Source organism: Paraburkholderia nemoris (assembly GCF_905221015.1).
Classification (GTDB): Bacteria; Pseudomonadota; Gammaproteobacteria; order Burkholderiales; family Burkholderiaceae; genus Paraburkholderia; species Paraburkholderia nemoris.
The window spans coordinates 322543-338386 of sequence record NZ_CAJNBO010000001.1 but is presented as its reverse complement, the minus strand read 5'-3'; the positions used below and the strand labels follow the sequence as shown (position 1 = coordinate 338386).

The following is a 15844-nucleotide window of genomic DNA, read 5'->3' as shown; positions in this document are numbered from 1 at the left end:
ATTTGGTATTAGGTATTTCTTGTGGAGCCGGTTATAAGAGAACGTTATAAAGAAGAAGCGGACTTCGCGATGAAACGCCGGTCACGCGCCGCACGCCAGCGCGCAACCAGATTGGGAATCAGCACCGATGCCAGCAGCAGCACGCCGGTGACGATCGTGAGCGTTTCGCTCGACACATCGTCGAGCGTCAGCGCGTTTTTCAGCACACCGATAATCAGCAGCGAGAGCAGGACGCCGAACATCGAGCCGCGTCCACCGAAAATACTCACACCGCCGAACAGCACCGCCGCGATCACGGACAATTCGAAACCTTCGCCGTTATCGCCGCGTGCGCTGGTGAAGCGCAGCGTGTAGACGACGCCGGCCAGCGCGCTCATTGCGCCGGACAGCACGAATAGACGCAACCTGATCTTCGCGACTTCGATACCGGAGAAAGCCGCCGCGGTCGGATTCGCCCCGATTGCGTAGAGGCTGCGGCCGAACGCCGTGGATTGCAGCAGCACGGTAAATAACACCGCGCCGACGATCACGATCGCAAAAGGCAGCGGAATGAAAGTCGAGCCGACCGTATCCATGCCGAACGCCGTATAAGCTGCGGGGAAATCCGCGACCGCCTGATCGCCGAGCAGCACATACGCGAGGCCACGAAACAGCGCCAGCGTGCCGATGGTGACCGCGAGCGAAGGCAGATTGAGCTTGACGATCACAAGGCCGTTCAGCAAGCCCGCCAGCGCACCGGCAATCAATACCAGCACGATCACGACCGGCATCGGCAGGCCCATATGCCACAGCACGCCCATCAGCGCACTGGAGGCGCCCAGCACCGACGCCACCGACAGGTCGATTTCCGCGGCGACGATAATCAGCGTCATGGGCAGCGCCATCAACGCGATCTCAGTCAGATCGGCGAGGATGTTGCTGACATTCGCGCCGGTGAGAAACACCGGCGACAACAAGCGCCCGAGCACGAGCGACAGGGCCAGCACGATGACCAGCAACACTTCCCATTGCAACGGTGTTTCGTGTTTGCGCGTGAGCAGCGCGGAATCGGGTTTAGCCATGATCGCGTTTCCTCATCATGCGTTTGGCGACGGAGCGGGCCAGCAAAGTATCGGCGGTAATCGCGGCGACGATCAGCGCGCCCTGAATCGCCTGCTCCCAGAATGGCGAGACGTGCAGCACGACGAGCGCGATGCTGATCACACCCAGCACGAGCGCGCCGAGCGTGGCGCCAAGAATGGTGCCCACTCCACCGGTGATCGCCACGCTGCCCACCACGGCGGCGGCAACGACCTGCAATTCGATACCCTTTGCGGTGCTTGCATCGACGGTGCCAAAGCGCGCAAGCCACAACGCGCCTGCGAAACCGGCGATCGCGCCGGACAGCAGAAAACCCGCCATCACCCGACGTTCGACGTTCACGCCGGCAAGCCGCGCCGCCTCCGGATTCGAGCCGATGGCATAGTGTTCGCGTCCGCCGCGAAACTGCTTCAGATAGACAGCCAGACCGGCCAGCACGACAATCGCGATCAGCGCGAGCGTCGGTATGCCGAAGAAAGTGCCGGTAGCGAGGCGGGAAAACGCATCGGGCAAACTGGTTGCGTTGATCTGGCCGCCGTGCACCCATGCATAATCCGCGCCGCGAAAGATGTAGAGCGTGGAGAGTGTTGCTACCAGCGACGGCACGCGCCCCACGGCCACGAGCAATGCATTGATACTGCCCGCCACCAGACCGATTGCCAGTCCGGCCAGCAACGCGACGATCACCGGCATATGTGGAAACGCAACGTACAGGCTGCCGACCGCATACGCGCTGATGCCGACCGTCGACCCCACCGACAGATCGATATGCCGCATCAGGATGACCACGGTCATGCCGGCCGTCAGCAAGCTGATGATCGACACATTGAGGAGCACGTCGCGCAGATTCTGCAGATTCAGAAACTGCGGTTTCGCGAGCCCCGTGCCCACGATCAACAGAATCAGCACGACAAAAAGCGTCGTTTCGCGGCTCTTCGCAATGCCCGCGATGAAGCCACCCGGCGCGCTGCCAGTGCGCTTGGGAGCGGACGCCTGAACCGGCGCGGGATGGGTCGTCGAATGGCGCATCATGCGGCGTTCCCCAACGGTGGAATCGGTTGGCCAAGCGCCGCGCCCATGATGCGTTCTTCGTCGGCTTCGGCGCGCGCTATGTCCGCGCTGATACGTCCCTCGTGCATGACCAGTACGCGATCGGCCATGCCGAGTACTTCCGGCAGTTCACTCGAAATCATCAGCACGGCCATGCCGTCGCGCACCAGTTCCGCGAGCGCGCCATACACCTCGGCCTTGGCGCCGACGTCGATGCCGCGCGTGGGTTCGTCGATGATCAGGACCTTTGGATTCGTGGCGAGCCACTTGCCCAGCACGACTTTCTGCTGATTGCCGCCGGACAGCGTGCCGACCGGCGCATTCGGGTCGCCCGCTTTGAGGCGCAAACGCGTGCCCCACTGATTGGCCAATTGCGTTTCGCTTCGCGTGGAAATCAGGCCGTGTTTGACCAGCCGCCCGAGCACCGTCATCGAGGCATTGCGCGCAATGCTCAATTCCAGTGCCAGCCCTTGCTGACGACGGTCCTCCGGGACCAGCGCGAGGCCGGCACGCACCGCGGCGGCCGGACTGCCGGCGGCGAGACGTTTGCCCCCAATCGAAATTTCGCCCGAATCGAGGGGATCGATGCCGAAGATCGCGCGTGCCACTTCGCTGCGGCCCGCGCCGACGAGCCCCGCCAGCGCGACGATTTCGCCCGCGCGGACGTCGAAGGAAATATCCTTGAAGACACCGATGCGCGTGAGTCCACGCACTGACAATCGCACTTCGCCCGGTGGCCGGTCGGCCTTCGGATAGAAGGTTTCCAGATCACGGCCTACCATCTTTGCGACGATGGATTCAGTGGTGAGATCGGCAGTGAGTCCGTCGAATACTTTCGCGCCGTCGCGCATGATCGTCACGCGTTGCGTCAATGTGAACACTTCGTCGAGCCGGTGCGTGATGAACAGAATCGCCACGTCACGCTCACGCAGCTTGCGCACGATTGCAAAGAGGCGCTCCACTTCGGGCAGCGACAAGGCGGCGGTCGGCTCGTCCATGATCAGCACGTTCGCGTTCAACGACAACGCCTTCGCAATTTCGATCACCTGCTGATCGGCAATCGAGAGCCCACGCACCAGTTGATCCGCGCGCAGATCGACCCCGAGCGAGGCCAGCAAACCATCCACTTCGCGGCGCATGGCGTCGTACTGAATGCGGCCGATCCGGTCGACCGGCTGCCGCCCCATGAAGATGTTCTCCGCGATCGAGAGATCGAAGAACAGCGTCGGCTCCTGATAGATCACGGCGAGGCCCGCGTCGCGCGCTTCGGCAGGCGTGGCGAAGCGGCGCGCCACGCCGTCGACTAGCAGTTCACCGGTATCCGGCTGATGCACACCCGCGAGAATCTTCACGACCGTCGATTTGCCCGCGCCATTTTCGCCGAGCAATGCATGCACTTCGCCCGGCCACAACGCGAGATCGCCGTCGGACAACGCACGGACCCGGCCGAATGATTTGCTTGCGTGCCGTAGTTCGAGTCTGGGCACAGCGGATGGGGATTGCTTCACTACGTGTCTCCTTCTCTTTTGCTTTTGGGAATGCGTCAGACGCGGCGGGTACGTCAGATACGATAAAAACGCTCCGCGTTACGGCAAAACAGCGCTTCTTTTTCAGCATCGCTCGCGCCATCGACGATCGACGCGTACGCGTGCCACAAATTCTGGTAAGAGCCGAACAAGCGATCGACCGGAAAGTTCGACGCGAACATCGCGCGCTCGGCGCCGAACGTATCGATCGTTTCGAGCACATAAGGGCGCAGGCTCTCGACGCTCCATTGATGATCGAACATGGCGAGTCCGCTGATCTTCACAGCGACATTCCTGCAACCTGCGAGCGTCCGCATACCTTCACGCCACGCACGATAACCGGCGACGCTGCTGCGATCCACGAACATGCCCGCATGGTTGACGATAAAAATCGTATCGGCATGCGCGCGCGCCAATGCAGCCGCCTCCTCCATCTGCGACGGATACAGTTGCAGATCGAATGACATGTCGTAACGGCGCAGCAAGGCGAAATGTTCGCGCCACTTCGACTCGCGCATGAAATGACGGCCCACGTAATCGAACAACTTGTTCTCGTGCACATTCAGGATCTGCCTGATGCCACGCGTGTTGGCAAACGCCGCGTGCGCCTCGAGCAGTTCGGGTGCGTTCGCCGCGGACAGATCCACGGCCGCGACAATCGCATCCGGCATGCCGTGCGACGCCGGACGATCCGCAATGGACTGCAACCAGCGGGTTTCCTCGACCGGATCGGCAGGATCGTGATTCGCTTCCACATGCACCAGTTTCAGCACCTCGATATCACCCGCCTCGCCGAGCAGATCGTCGAGCAGGTAGTCGTGCTTCAGGTCGCGCGCGTCCCCCACGAACGACACGCCCGGGTTTTCCAGCCACGGATAGCGATGCGTCTTCAGATCCCACAGATGGATATGCGAATCGACAACCTGCATGCGACACCCTCCGCCCATTGGGCAAGCACAGTCAGCTAAGCGAATTCAGATGAAAGACCGGCTCCAGCGGTTGCTGAAGCGGCGTATGGTCAGGGGCCGTCTGCATGATGTCGGCCATGTAATCCCACCATTTGCGCATTACGTCGAGTTGCGGCAGCGCGTTCATAGTGTGATTCGTGCTGCGCGTCAGAATGGCGAACAGGTGATGCGAGTCTGCGTCGAAGAAGATCCGATAGTCGCGCACCCCGGCGTTGTGCAATGCATCAACCAGTTCAGGCCAGATTTGCGCATGACGTCGTTCGTATTCCTCGCGCATGCCGGGGTTGAGCACCATCCGGAAAGCGATTGTTTCCATTGCGGCCTGTCTCCCGTCGTATCCGGGCGCTTTCCCTGAGAAGCGTAGAAGCGTCTGGTACGACTATAATTCCTGCGTCGATAGCATCTCAATCCGTTGTTGGGATTGGGCGATCCACAAACCGAATCGCACCCGCAACCATGAGCCAACACTCAGCTGCCATCGCACTCGTCAATCGGCTCAAGTTCAAGCATCTGGCGCTGCTCGTCGCGCTCGACGACACGCGCAATCTCCACCAGGCCGCCGAGGCCATCAACGTCGCGCAACCCAGCGCGAGCCGCATGCTCGGCGACATCGAGGAAGCGTTCGGCTTCCTGCTGTTCGAGCGCAATGCGCGCGGCATGACGCCCACACCGCTCGGCGTGGTCACGCTGGCGTATGCGCGGCGCGCACTCGCCGAGTTGACCCGATTTGCCGAAGATCTCGACGTCAAACGCCGTGGCGGACATGGACAGCTGACCGTCGGCGCGATCATGGGCGCCGCGCCCGATCTGCTGGCCATGGCAGTCGCCGCCCTGAAAACCGAAAGCCCGCTGCTGAACGTGCGCATTCTGGGCGAAACCAGCGACCAGGTCGTGCAATTGCTGCATCGCCGCGAAGTCGATCTGGCGCTTGGACGCCTGACCAGTCCGCTGCAGCACAACGATTTCAGTTTCGAGCCGCTCGCACGCGAGACTTTGCTGCTGGTGGTGCGTTCGGTACATCCACTGGCGCAGCGCTCGCGCATCACGTTGCGGGAGCTGATCGACTGGCCGTGGGTCGCGCAACCTGTTACCAGTCCGGCGCGCGTGCTGTTCGAAGAGGAACTCGCGCGTGCAGGTCTTGCAACGCCCGTCAACCTGACCGAGTGCGCGTCGATCTTCGCCACGCTGCAATTGCTCGAGAACTACGACGCTGTGGCCATGCTGCCCGAGTCGGTAGTGCGCGATCATGTGCGCGGCAAGCTGCTGGTCGCGCTGCCGCTCGAGATCGGCAAGAGCCTCTCCGGCTTCGGCATTCTCACGCGCAAGGAAGAAGCCCTCGCCGAGCCCGCGCTGCGCTTTATCGATTTGCTGCGCGGTTTCTCGCGCAAGCTCGCCCGCGATGATTCCACCGGGAATGCGGCGGAGCCTGTGATCGTATCCGCTCCGGCTAGTTAAAGTCACCATCGTGAAATCGGCATCGCCCGTTACTGCAAGTTGACGAACAGGCCGCCGTCCACCAGCAGCGCGGCGCCTGTCACGTAACGGGCGCGGTCGGAGGCAAGGAATACCACGCAATCGGCGACGTCCTCCGGGCGGCCCAGTCGGCCCAGCGGAATACGCTTTTCGAAGTAGGCTTTTTTGGCTTCGTCGGCGAGATCTTCCGCGTTCAGGTCGGTCGCGATTGTGCCGGGCATCACCGAATTGCAGCGAATGCCGTACGGTCCCAACGCCACCGCGCATGACTGCATCAGCGAATGCACACCGGCCTTGGTCGGCGTGTAGTGCGTTTGCATGCTACCGCCCACCAGCGCGCTGATCGAACTCGTCGCCACGATCGCGCCGCCCGTACCCTGCGCTTTCATCTGCTGCGCGGCGGCCTGTGTGACGTAAAACGCACCGTTAAGATTGACTGCTACTGTCGACTCCAATATCTCAGGCGGCATGTCGAGAAACGCGTGAAACGGACAGATGCCGGCATTGCTAGCGAGCACATCGACTTTGCCGAAGGCTTCGACGGTGCGGCGGACGAGTTCCTGACCTGTTTCGCGTAAAGCGACATTCCCTTCGATCGCGATCACGCGCCGCCCCAAGGCTTCAATTTCGCCGACCACTTCCGCGACGGCCGAACGGCGCCCATACGATGCGTCGTTATCGCCCCAGTAGTTGATCGCCACATCCGCCCCTTCGGTTGCGCACGCAACGGCTATCGCGCGGCCGATGCCACGCGAGCCGCCGGTAACGATCACGACCTTGTCCTTGAGCAACACGTCATTCTCCTGTTGGCTGGATCGATAAGATGTCTTGCGGGTTGAAACCTGGTCCAACCCATCGTCAATAAGCATTCAACGCGGATAAGGCCGCACCAGCGCGCACTCCGGATTGAGCCGTACACCAAAGCCCGGTGTGTCCGGCACTTTCATCCGCCCATTCACGGGGACCGGTTCATCGAGCAGCAGCGGCGTGAACATCGGCACGACTTCATCCGCCTTCGGCGCCATCATCAGAAACTCGGCGAACGGTGAGTTGTGCCGCGTGACGACGAAGTGATAGCTATACACCGATGAACCGTGCGGCACCACCATCACATTGTGGGCGTCGGCGAGCGCAGAGATCTTGATGAGTTCGGTGATGCCGCCGCACCAGCCCACATCCGGCTGAATCAGATCGCAGCACTGCATCTCCAGCAGCATGCGAAAACCCCAACGCGTCGCTTCGTGCTCGCCGGTCGACACCATCATGCCGCGCGGCACGTTGCGGCGCAGTTCGGCGTAACCCCAGTAGTCGTCCGGCGGCAGACACTCTTCGATCCATTTAAGACCGTACTCGTGCGCCGCCTGCGCGAGCCGCGTTGCATAAGGTACGTCGAGGCTCATCCAGCAGTCGTACATCAGCCAGAAGTCATCGCCAACGCGACTGCGCATCTCGGCGAGCTTCTCCAGATTCTTCTTGAGGCCCGCTTCGCCTTCAGCAGGACCGTGCTGCAACGGCAATTTGCCGCCGATGAATCCCATCTCCTTCGCGAGGTCCGGACGCGCGCCAGTTGCGTAGAACACGAGTTCGTCGCGCACCGGGCCGCCCAATAGTTGGTACACCGGCTCCTTGCGCACCTTCGCAAGCAAATCCCACAACGCGAGATCGACGCCCGAGATCGTGTTCAACACCACGCCTTTGCGGCCGTAGTACAGCGTCGAGAAATACATCTGATCCCACATCTTCTCGATGTCGGTGACAAGCTGGCCCTCCAGAAAACGTGCGAGATGTTTTTCGACGATGAACGCGCCGATCTCACCGCCCGTCGTCACCGCAAAACCGACCGTGCCATCGCTCGCTTCGATCTCGACCACCAAGGTGCCGAGCACATTGATGCCGAACGACTGGCGGCTCTGGCGATACTCCGGATAACGCGCCATCGGCGTGGAAATGTGATCGTCGATCCAGTGTCCGTCAGGTTGATCGTGATAGTCCGCACCGCCACCGCGGACGATGAAGGCACGCACGTGCCGGATAGTAGGCATGGCCATGAAAAGGGCTCCGTTATGGGTGCGTCGAACGTGCAGCCAGAAAATGCGCCTAGCGGGCGCGGTGCAATAAGTGTTGGAAAGACCAGCTTGACTCGGCGCCGTCACGACGCAACAACGTGCCGATCAAGAGTGCCGCCAGCAGACTCGACGCGCCCAATACGATCAGCCCCGCCGAGGTCGACGAAAACGCCCGCTCTGCCGCGGTGCGCAAGCTCGGTGCAATGAATCCGCCGAGGCCGCCGAGCGAATTGATCAGCGCGATCCCGCCCGCCGCCGCAGCACCCGTGAGATGTCGCGTCGGAAATGTCCAGAACAGCGGTTGCGCCGCGATGAAGCCGCTGGCTGCGCAGCACAGCGCGATCAGGCCGATCGACGGGTTATGAGCGAGCCCCGAGGCGCCGATGCCGAGACCCGCGAGCACCAGCAGCGCAACTGCCCAGCGCCGGTGTCCACCCGTACGATCCGCTCGACGCGGCACGTACCACGTCACGGCCAACGCACACAGCCATGGCAGTGCACCGACGAGGCCCACGCGCAAACCGACCGTCGTGCCGAGCAATGCCGCCACCTGCTGCGGCAAATAGAAGATCACGCCGTAGACGCTCATCTGAATCAGCAGATAGATCGCCGAGAGCAACAGCACGCGGCGGTCCACCAGTGCCGCAAGAATATGACGCGGCCCATGCGCCGATGCGGCGAGCGCATCGTCGTCGAGCGCGCGGCGCAAGGTGGTGCGCTCCTGCGCATCGAGCCAACGGGCATCTTCAGGGCGGTTGTCGAGATACCAGAACGCCCACACGCCGACCACCGAGGCCATCGTCCCCTCGATCAGAAACAGCCACTGCCAGCCGGCCAAACCCATCGCGCCATGCAGCTCGAGCAAGGAACCCGACAACGGACTGCCGAAGATGAACGCCAGCGGCGCGCCGAAATAAAACACGCCCACCGCGCGAGCTCGCGCGGCTTGCGGAAACCAATGCGTCAGGTAATAGATCACGCCGGGGAAGAAACCCGCTTCGGCGACGCCAAGCAGAAAACGCAGCGAGTAGAAAGCAGTCGGCGTATGCGCAAGACACATCGCCGCCGAGACGAGCCCCCAGGTCACCATGATCCGGCACATCCACGCGCGCGCGCCGACCTTATGCAGCAGAAGATTGCTCGGTACTTCGAACAATGCATAACCGACGAAGAACACGCCCGCGCCGAAGGCAAAAGCCGCATTGGACAAGCCCGTATCGTGCTGCAACGCTTTCTGTGCGAAGCCGATATTGGCCCGATCGAGAAACGCCAGCACGTACATCAGCAACAGAAACGGCAACAGCCGGCGCATGACCTTGCTGTTGATCGCCTCCAGTGAAGCGGGCGAATGCGGATTCATGTCGTCTCCTTCGCAGAGCATGCGGGTCGCGCTCTGCGTTTTTCTACCTTTTGTACTGCAACGGCCACTGCTACGGCTTAGGCGACGCTATGACGACTCAATAAGTGGCGCGACCACCGGACAGGTCGAATACCGAGCCGGTGCTGAACGCGCAGTCTTCGGAAGAGAGCCAGAGAATCAGCGACGCCGCTTCTTCCGGCAACAGGAAGCGGTTCATTGGAATCTTCGAGAGCATGTAGTCGATATGCTGCTGCGACATCGAATCGAAGATCTCGGTTTTGGCCGCTGCGGGCGTGACCGCGTTGACGAGAATGTTCTTCGTCGCGAGTTCTTTGCCGAGGGATTTGGTCAAGCCGATGAGCCCGGCTTTGGAGGCGCTGTAGTGCGAGGCGTTCGGGTTGCCCTCCTTGCCGGCCACCGAAGCGATATTGACGATCCGGCCGTAGCCCTGCTTGAGCATCTGCGGCACGACCGCGCGGCAGGTGAGATACGGGCCGATCAGATTCACGTCGATCACGCGGCGCCAGACCTCGGGGTCCAGCTCCCACGTCGTGCCGTTGCCGCCGGTGATGCCGGCGCAGTTGATCAGCACATCGATTGCACCATGGGCGGCGACCGTTTGCGCCACCGCCTGAACCACTGACGCTTCCTGGGTGAGTTCGACCGTGACGGCGGTGACTTTGCCCAGTTCGCTGAGTTCGCGCTCGCTGCGCGCGAGGCGCTCGGCGTCGATGTCCCATAGCGCAACCGACGCGCCCGAGTTCAACGCCCGTTGAGCCACTGCGTAGCCAATGCCGCGTGCGCCGCCGGTAATGGCGACAACACGCCCCTCCAGATCGATTCGATTCATCGCTGCGCTCCTGTAGCAGGCCCGGGAGGCCTGCCGTTCAGTTGTTGTATTTCTGCTGTCTGTGCTTACGTCCAGCAAATATACGAGCGGTGCGATGCGCTAACAATCCGTGTATTGGAGGGGTCGATAACAAAAACGGATCGGTTGATCCTTACGCTCGACGCTTATCGGCTAGTCAGTACACGCCGGACACGCCATGGCTTTCGCGGGCACTTCCTGCTTGCTTCGTCCGAAACTCGCGAGCGCCGCGAGGCCCAGCAACGCCAGGCCGCTGCCAAAGAGAAAGTCCGCGGAAATACCGACATGGTCGACCACCACGCCGCCGATGAGCGATCCCAGCGCGATGGCAACCTGAATGATGCTGACAAACAGCGCTGAACCCGCTTCCGGCGAGTCCGGCGTGGCGCGCTGAATCCAGATGCTTAAACACAGCGGCAGCGCGCCGAACGAAACACCCCACGCGAGCACGAGCGCCGCGACTCCAATCGGCGATTGCTCCAGCAACGGCATTGCCAGCAGCGCGAACATGAGCAGAGAAACCATCACACCCAGAGACACTTTCAGGTTATGCGTCACCGTCGACGAAACGGCGAAGTTCGAGAAGAAGCCAATAATGCCGAAGCCGAGCAGCAGCCACGTAATCGCCGACATCGAAAAACTCGCGTTATGCAGCAGGAACGGCGTGATGTACGTGTACGAGGAGAAGTGCGCGCCAAATACGAGCGCCACCATCAGCATGCTTCTACGCGGATGCGGTCGGCGCAGCAGCGCCACCAGATCGCGCAGCCGCAATGCAGTGCTCGACGGCAACGACGGCACGAAAACAAACTGCGCCACGAGCGCGATCGCGACAAGCACGCCGGTTGCCATAAACGACGCACGCCACGACGCGAAGCTGGCGATGAATGTGCCGAGCGGCACACCGATCACGGTCGCGCAGGTCACGCCGGTCAGGATCGTCGCCATCGCTTTGGCCGAATCTTTCGGCTGCACGAGACGCCCCGATGCCGCCGTCGCCAGGGTCCAGAAGCCGCCCAGCGCTGCGCCGAGCAACGCGCGTCCGACCAGCATGATCAGGAAATTGGGCGCGAAGGCGGAAATCAGATTCGACGCCAGCAGCAAGGCCGTGAGCAACAGAAACACGCGCCGGCGATCCATGCGTCCGGCCACCAGCATCAAACCGGGCGCCGAGATGGCGGCAATCACGCCCGGCACGGTGACCATCAGCCCCGCGGTGCCAGGCAGCACACCCAGATCCGCCGCTATACGCGGCAGCAGCCCGACAGGTAAAAACTCCGTGGTCACGAATGCGAACGCGCCAATTGCAACGGCCACGACGGCGAGCCAGGAACGCAGGGACGACGAAGTCCCATCGTCCGGCGAGGCAACGCTCGCCGGCAGATTATCTTCCATCAACATAGTATTGTTTGCGAGTAACTAAACAACGGGTGGGATTGGAGCAGTCACCGGACTAATCAAATCGCAGACGGCAATTCATGAATAAAAAAGCAGGCGGTATTGGCCTGCTTATGATTGCGATCGGAAAAGACAGCGGGTGAAAACCTGAATGGAACACACCTTAACATCGTATTAAATCGCCCGCTGACGACTCCGTAAAATTGCACTCGGGCGTGTGGGTATTCCGATCAGGGTGCCATACGGGGATGGAAGTGGATGGAATCGGAAGCGGTGCGTTCTGCTGCCCCACCGCCTCCTGAACTGCCGGCCTGCTACTGGCCAAAATAGATCCTGCATTGCGGCCCGGAAGCGCACGGCCGCTCCTGCCGGCCTCCCACTTCCGTCGCGCCTGCAGCCACTCCGCCATAGGAGACGCTCTGCACCGCTTGCCCGGCCGGCATCACGGTCCGCGCAGTGTCACCAAACGACATGTCGGTGGTGGCTTGCGCTGATTCGTTTGCGTTCTGCATGAGCGCCTGGCCTGATACGGCCTGGCCCTGCTGGCTATCCAGTGCGCCGGCTGTGCTCGGCGCCAGAAACAGAGCGGCGCTTGCCAACGCCATCAATAAACGTAGTTTCATGTCCAGACTCCTCGAATCCGGCGCAGCAGCGCTTATCCCCTTCAAAAAAGAATTGATCCGCGAAAAAACGTCGTGTCATGAAATCGAACTAACTCACTGCCGAACTGACAAACGGGCGAATGCCTATGCGGGACTGCTGCGGCGAGTCACCGAACTAAATGAGTAAATAGTTGCCAGACCTGAAACCGATGTCGGGCGTGCGCGCACGGCTTGCCGGAAACGGTCGCCACCAGGCTGGAAACGCAGATTGTTGCTCCGCTGTTTCGTTATAGCTCGGCCACTCAGGATTTCAATCCCGGCGGTGCGGACGGCCATGGCGGCACCAGCCGCCGCACGATTGGCGGCATGCAACAACAAAATCAGGTCGGCAGGCGCGTGCGTTACCCGAACAGTGCGTTATGATGCTGGCATAACGCACAAAAATCGGCCCCGCGCGAGGCACCGGCGAGAGACGGAGCGTGGACTTGAGGCCGACTGTTCGCAATCATTGCATTGTCATCACCGTTTTTTCCATTGCGGCCGTAGGGCTTACCCAGCCGTACCTGCCGCGCGGCGGAGCGCTTGAATATTCACTGATTGGCACAGTCAGCCTTATAGCCAGCCTTGTTGGACATATGCTGTACCGCAATGTATGGGGCGACGTTCTTTGACGCAGCCACTGGAATTTCCTTCGATCAATAACCTGACCGCGAGCGGACCCCATATACATGGGCTCGATGCTTTCGCGGCTTCCCCTTGCAATCTGTAACTGACAGAACGCCGGACGCTTTAGAAGGACGAATATCTTATGGACGAAAGGAAGCGAGATAGCATGATTGCGTATCTCCGCCACCGCATGGAAGAGTTTGGTATCAAACCAGAAGACCTCGCCGCCGTGCTGGCGGCCGAACCGAAGGGGCAAAAAGCTGAACGCTACCGCAGCGCAACGGGAGATAGCTGGGACGGCCAGGGTGAAATGCCCCAATGGCTTAAACAGGCAATTAGCGCTGGTCAATCAATCGACCACTTCGAATTATCGGCCACGCCGGCACCCGCCCCGCAGCCGAAAAAACAGGTGGATTGGCTAAACGACCCGTTCGCGGGAAGTCCGCTTGCGCGCCCGAACAACCGCTAAGCCGTCTGATCGCCACACCGCCAGAGCAACGGCATAACCCCGAGGCATCACCCCGTACTGGCTGACGCGCCGGGGCCGTTCACACGTTGCACTGAATGGCGGGCCTCGTTGTGTCGCTCATCGATGCACACGACGCGTCGCTGGTGCGAGCCGGCGCCGCCGCGTACTGCGGCAATTCGATAAACGCGCTGACTTGCCGGACGATTTGCCAGAACACCTTTTCAAACGAACGGACGCGCTCCGGCTCGAGCATGCCATCGGCAAGCGGATCGGCAAAGATCCAGCTACACAACGCAGGTTCTCCCGGAAAGCCCGGCGCATGATGCCCGGCGACGCACGCGTCCATGGCGATGACGAGGTCCATGCGCGGCGCCCATTCGCCGGTGAATTCCAGCCAGCTTTTCGGGCAGAGCACGCCGAGGTCCGAGATACCGGGGCGCAATTGCGCGATCGCAATGGGATGAACGCGCGTGGCCGGCTCCGGCCCCGCGCTGAACGCTTCGAACCGGTATCCAGCCAGCTCGCGCAGTAAAGCTTCGGCAATGATGCTGCGTGCTGAATTCTCGCGACAGAGAAACAGCACCTTGTATTTTCTGGTCACACTCACCCCGAGTTTTTTTTATCTCTCTCTATGCGCAATTCTGCCGGCCTAGTCTTGCGTCCCCGTGACACTACGATGACGTAATTTGTTGCGCTACAAGAATTTGTACCAGGACGGTCAACCCACGGGTATCGCGCGCTGCATTGACGACGAAGTGTAGCAGCGCAAGGTCGAATCTTTCATTATGCCGACAACCGCGCGCCGACCTCTCCTCAAACGGAAGCACCGCTGTCGCGCTTCTCTGACACGATCCGGTTCGCGGCGTCGCTTGTGCCGTCAGACGTCGCCGGTGACGTTTCGAACAACATCGCCGCAGGCTGCGCGCTGATCGCCTTGACGCCGTTCGCAATGCCCGGCGCCGCGACGTACGGGATAAACGCTGCCACCGCAACGACAAAAATAAAGGTAACCATGGCCGTCGTGCCTCTCGGAATCTGCAACGTGGAGGTCAAGCGAAGCGGGTCTTTCGCGGGGGGAGTAGAGTCGGCGACAAGGGGAGGAGCAGCGGGCACACGTACAACCTGTGCCCGACCTGCTGATGCGTCCGCCACCCGCTTGCGTGGCAATGAAGAGCCGTCGCTTCACGTCGACGCTCGAACGACACATGTCACGGACATGTCTTTGATTCTAGAAGCGGATATCCCAACGCCGAAGGCCGCTCCCCATATCAATTCGGCCTACGTCTGGGGTCTATCGGCCAGAACCGTCTGTTCAAAACCGCAAGCCGTTCAGGAACTGGAACCAGAGTCCACCCAGTACGCCGGCCGGATGAGCATCGCTGGCATTTTCTTCTCGTTTGCCCGAGTTGGCGGACTTACCTGGTGCGTCACGATTGGCGGCATCGTCGTTCACCGTTGTTGCCTCCGCTTTGGCCGAAACGTCGGGGACGTCTACCGTTTTTGCTGCCGCCTCGGCGGCAGCCGCCGCCCTCTCCGCCTCGCGCCGCGCCGCCTGCAAGGCCGACACGCTGTCGGCGATCTGCGCGGCCCGCTGTGCCTCGCATCGACGTCCTAGCAGCACGCCGAACAACACATCGCGATTGTGGCCGTCGTCGGCGAAACGCATGGCGAGCGACACCATCTCCGCGTAGGCCGCTTCGTCCGCGGCACGTACCGCCGCCTCACGTTCGGCCTGCGCTTTTTGCTGGCGGGCGCGCTGCGTTTCCCAGCCGCGCATCTGCTCGGCATAGACCGCGTCATACACCTTGCGCTGCGCGGCGTCCGAGAGAATCGCGTATGCGTCCTTGATTTCCTGGAAGGTGGCGCGCGCAACTTCTTCGGCGCCATTGTTGCGGTCCGGATGCCATTTCATCGCGGCCTTGCGATAAGCCCGCTTGATTTCTTCGTCCGTGGCGTGCGCGTGCACACCAAGCGTGTCATACAGGGTTGCCATTGCTTGTTCGACCTCGCCGTGATTCGCGTTGCGGACCATCGTAGCATGCAAAAAACGGCTTTATCGTGAAGCGGCAAGCGCTGGCGCCAGTGAAAGTCCAGACGAAAAAAAGGCCTCGCCATTTGCGTAGCGAGGCCGAGTCCCATGTCAAGGAGATGTCATGGAGGAGACGACTCGATCATAACCGCGTGTCATCGCGCCCCCAAACAATGGTTCGCCATATGCTTATCCGGGGCGGCCTCAACTTCATTGCATAGGGCGGCGCATGTGGATCGAAAACGGCTTCGAAGCATCCGCCGGACGGCCCACTGAGCCGCCGATAACC

General features: G+C 61.3%; 17 protein-coding genes. 3 read left to right on the top strand and 14 right to left on the bottom strand.

Going from position 1 to position 15844, the window contains the following annotated elements; all coding sequences use genetic code 11:
• Positions 1 to 44: 44 nt before the first annotated feature.
• The 5 genes from KHO33_RS01490 to rhaM are packed head-to-tail and all read right to left on the bottom strand — an operon-like array spanning position 45 to position 4940.
• Positions 45 to 1061: an ABC transporter permease gene (locus KHO33_RS01490; RefSeq protein WP_200561908.1), complete on the bottom strand. Its 1017-nt coding sequence runs from the start codon at positions 1059 to 1061 to the stop codon at positions 45 to 47.
• Positions 1054 to 2112 carry an ABC transporter permease gene (locus tag KHO33_RS01485; protein WP_200561909.1) on the bottom strand — a complete coding sequence of 353 codons (1059 nt, stop codon included), beginning with the start codon at positions 2110 to 2112 and terminating at the stop codon, positions 1054 to 1056. The genes KHO33_RS01490 and KHO33_RS01485 overlap by 8 nt, the downstream gene beginning before the upstream one ends.
• Positions 2109 to 3638 carry a sugar ABC transporter ATP-binding protein gene (locus KHO33_RS01480; protein WP_200561910.1) on the bottom strand — a complete coding sequence of 510 codons (1530 nt, stop codon included), beginning with the start codon at positions 3636 to 3638 and terminating at the stop codon, positions 2109 to 2111. The genes KHO33_RS01485 and KHO33_RS01480 overlap by 4 nt, the downstream gene beginning before the upstream one ends.
• 53 nt (positions 3639 to 3691) lie before the next feature.
• The gene (locus tag KHO33_RS01475; RefSeq protein ID WP_054035977.1) at positions 3692 to 4585 is read right to left on the bottom strand and encodes an amidohydrolase family protein; all 894 of its coding nucleotides are present in this window, start codon (positions 4583 to 4585) and stop codon (positions 3692 to 3694) included.
• 31 nt (positions 4586 to 4616) lie between these two features.
• Positions 4617 to 4940 (bottom strand): L-rhamnose mutarotase, encoded by a 324-nt coding sequence (gene rhaM / locus KHO33_RS01470; protein WP_054035975.1) that lies wholly within the window; start codon positions 4938 to 4940, stop codon positions 4617 to 4619.
• 140 nt (positions 4941 to 5080) lie between these two features.
• Between rhaM and KHO33_RS01465 the strand changes: the two genes are divergently transcribed.
• Positions 5081 to 6079, top strand: coding sequence for a LysR family transcriptional regulator (locus KHO33_RS01465; protein WP_054035973.1), 999 nt, complete (start codon positions 5081 to 5083; stop codon positions 6077 to 6079).
• A gap of 29 nt (positions 6080 to 6108) precedes the next feature.
• Here the strand turns inward: KHO33_RS01465 and KHO33_RS01460 are convergent, their stop codons facing one another.
• From KHO33_RS01460 to KHO33_RS01435, 6 genes are all read right to left on the bottom strand, one after another.
• A complete protein-coding gene (locus KHO33_RS01460; protein WP_200561911.1) occupies positions 6109 to 6891 on the bottom strand; it encodes an SDR family NAD(P)-dependent oxidoreductase in 783 nt (260 codons plus the stop codon).
• A gap of 75 nt (positions 6892 to 6966) precedes the next feature.
• Entirely contained in the window at positions 6967 to 8145 is a 1179-nt protein-coding gene (gene rhmD, locus KHO33_RS01455; RefSeq protein ID WP_054035971.1) for an L-rhamnonate dehydratase, read from the bottom strand.
• A 49-nt stretch (positions 8146 to 8194) separates the two neighbouring features.
• Positions 8195 to 9523: an MFS transporter gene (locus tag KHO33_RS01450; protein WP_054035968.1), complete on the bottom strand. Its 1329-nt coding sequence runs from the start codon at positions 9521 to 9523 to the stop codon at positions 8195 to 8197.
• A gap of 97 nt (positions 9524 to 9620) precedes the next feature.
• The gene (locus KHO33_RS01445; protein WP_054035966.1) at positions 9621 to 10373 is read right to left on the bottom strand and encodes an SDR family NAD(P)-dependent oxidoreductase; all 753 of its coding nucleotides are present in this window, start codon (positions 10371 to 10373) and stop codon (positions 9621 to 9623) included.
• A gap of 171 nt (positions 10374 to 10544) precedes the next feature.
• The gene (locus KHO33_RS01440) at positions 10545 to 11792 is read right to left on the bottom strand and encodes an MFS transporter (RefSeq protein ID WP_200561912.1); all 1248 of its coding nucleotides are present in this window, start codon (positions 11790 to 11792) and stop codon (positions 10545 to 10547) included.
• A gap of 311 nt (positions 11793 to 12103) precedes the next feature.
• On the bottom strand, positions 12104 to 12412 hold the full coding sequence (locus KHO33_RS01435; protein ID WP_054035965.1) for a hypothetical protein: 309 nt from the start codon (positions 12410 to 12412) through the stop codon (positions 12104 to 12106).
• Between the two features lie 210 nt (positions 12413 to 12622).
• Here KHO33_RS01435 and KHO33_RS01430 point away from each other — a divergent pair, with 210 nt between their 5' ends.
• A complete protein-coding gene (locus KHO33_RS01430) occupies positions 12623 to 12814 on the top strand; it encodes a hypothetical protein (protein WP_200561913.1) in 192 nt (63 codons plus the stop codon).
• A 385-nt stretch (positions 12815 to 13199) separates the two neighbouring features.
• Positions 13200 to 13526, top strand: coding sequence for an H-NS histone family protein (locus KHO33_RS01425; RefSeq protein ID WP_093636065.1), 327 nt, complete (start codon positions 13200 to 13202; stop codon positions 13524 to 13526).
• 79 nt (positions 13527 to 13605) lie between these two features.
• On the opposite strand, the gene KHO33_RS01420 is transcribed toward KHO33_RS01425, so the two are convergent.
• The 3 genes from KHO33_RS01420 to KHO33_RS01410 all read right to left on the bottom strand — a co-directional run bounded on the left by KHO33_RS01420 (position 13606) and on the right by KHO33_RS01410 (position 15519).
• Complete coding sequence (locus KHO33_RS01420; protein WP_200561914.1) at positions 13606 to 14127, bottom strand: arsenate reductase/protein-tyrosine-phosphatase family protein; 522 nt, start codon at positions 14125 to 14127, stop codon at positions 13606 to 13608.
• 212 nt (positions 14128 to 14339) lie between these two features.
• Positions 14340 to 14540 carry a hypothetical protein gene (locus KHO33_RS01415; RefSeq protein ID WP_200561915.1) on the bottom strand — a complete coding sequence of 67 codons (201 nt, stop codon included), beginning with the start codon at positions 14538 to 14540 and terminating at the stop codon, positions 14340 to 14342.
• A gap of 298 nt (positions 14541 to 14838) precedes the next feature.
• Positions 14839 to 15519, bottom strand: a complete 681-nt coding sequence (locus KHO33_RS01410) for a J domain-containing protein (protein ID WP_200561916.1) — start codon at positions 15517 to 15519, stop codon at positions 14839 to 14841.
• Positions 15520 to 15844 lie beyond the last annotated feature (325 nt).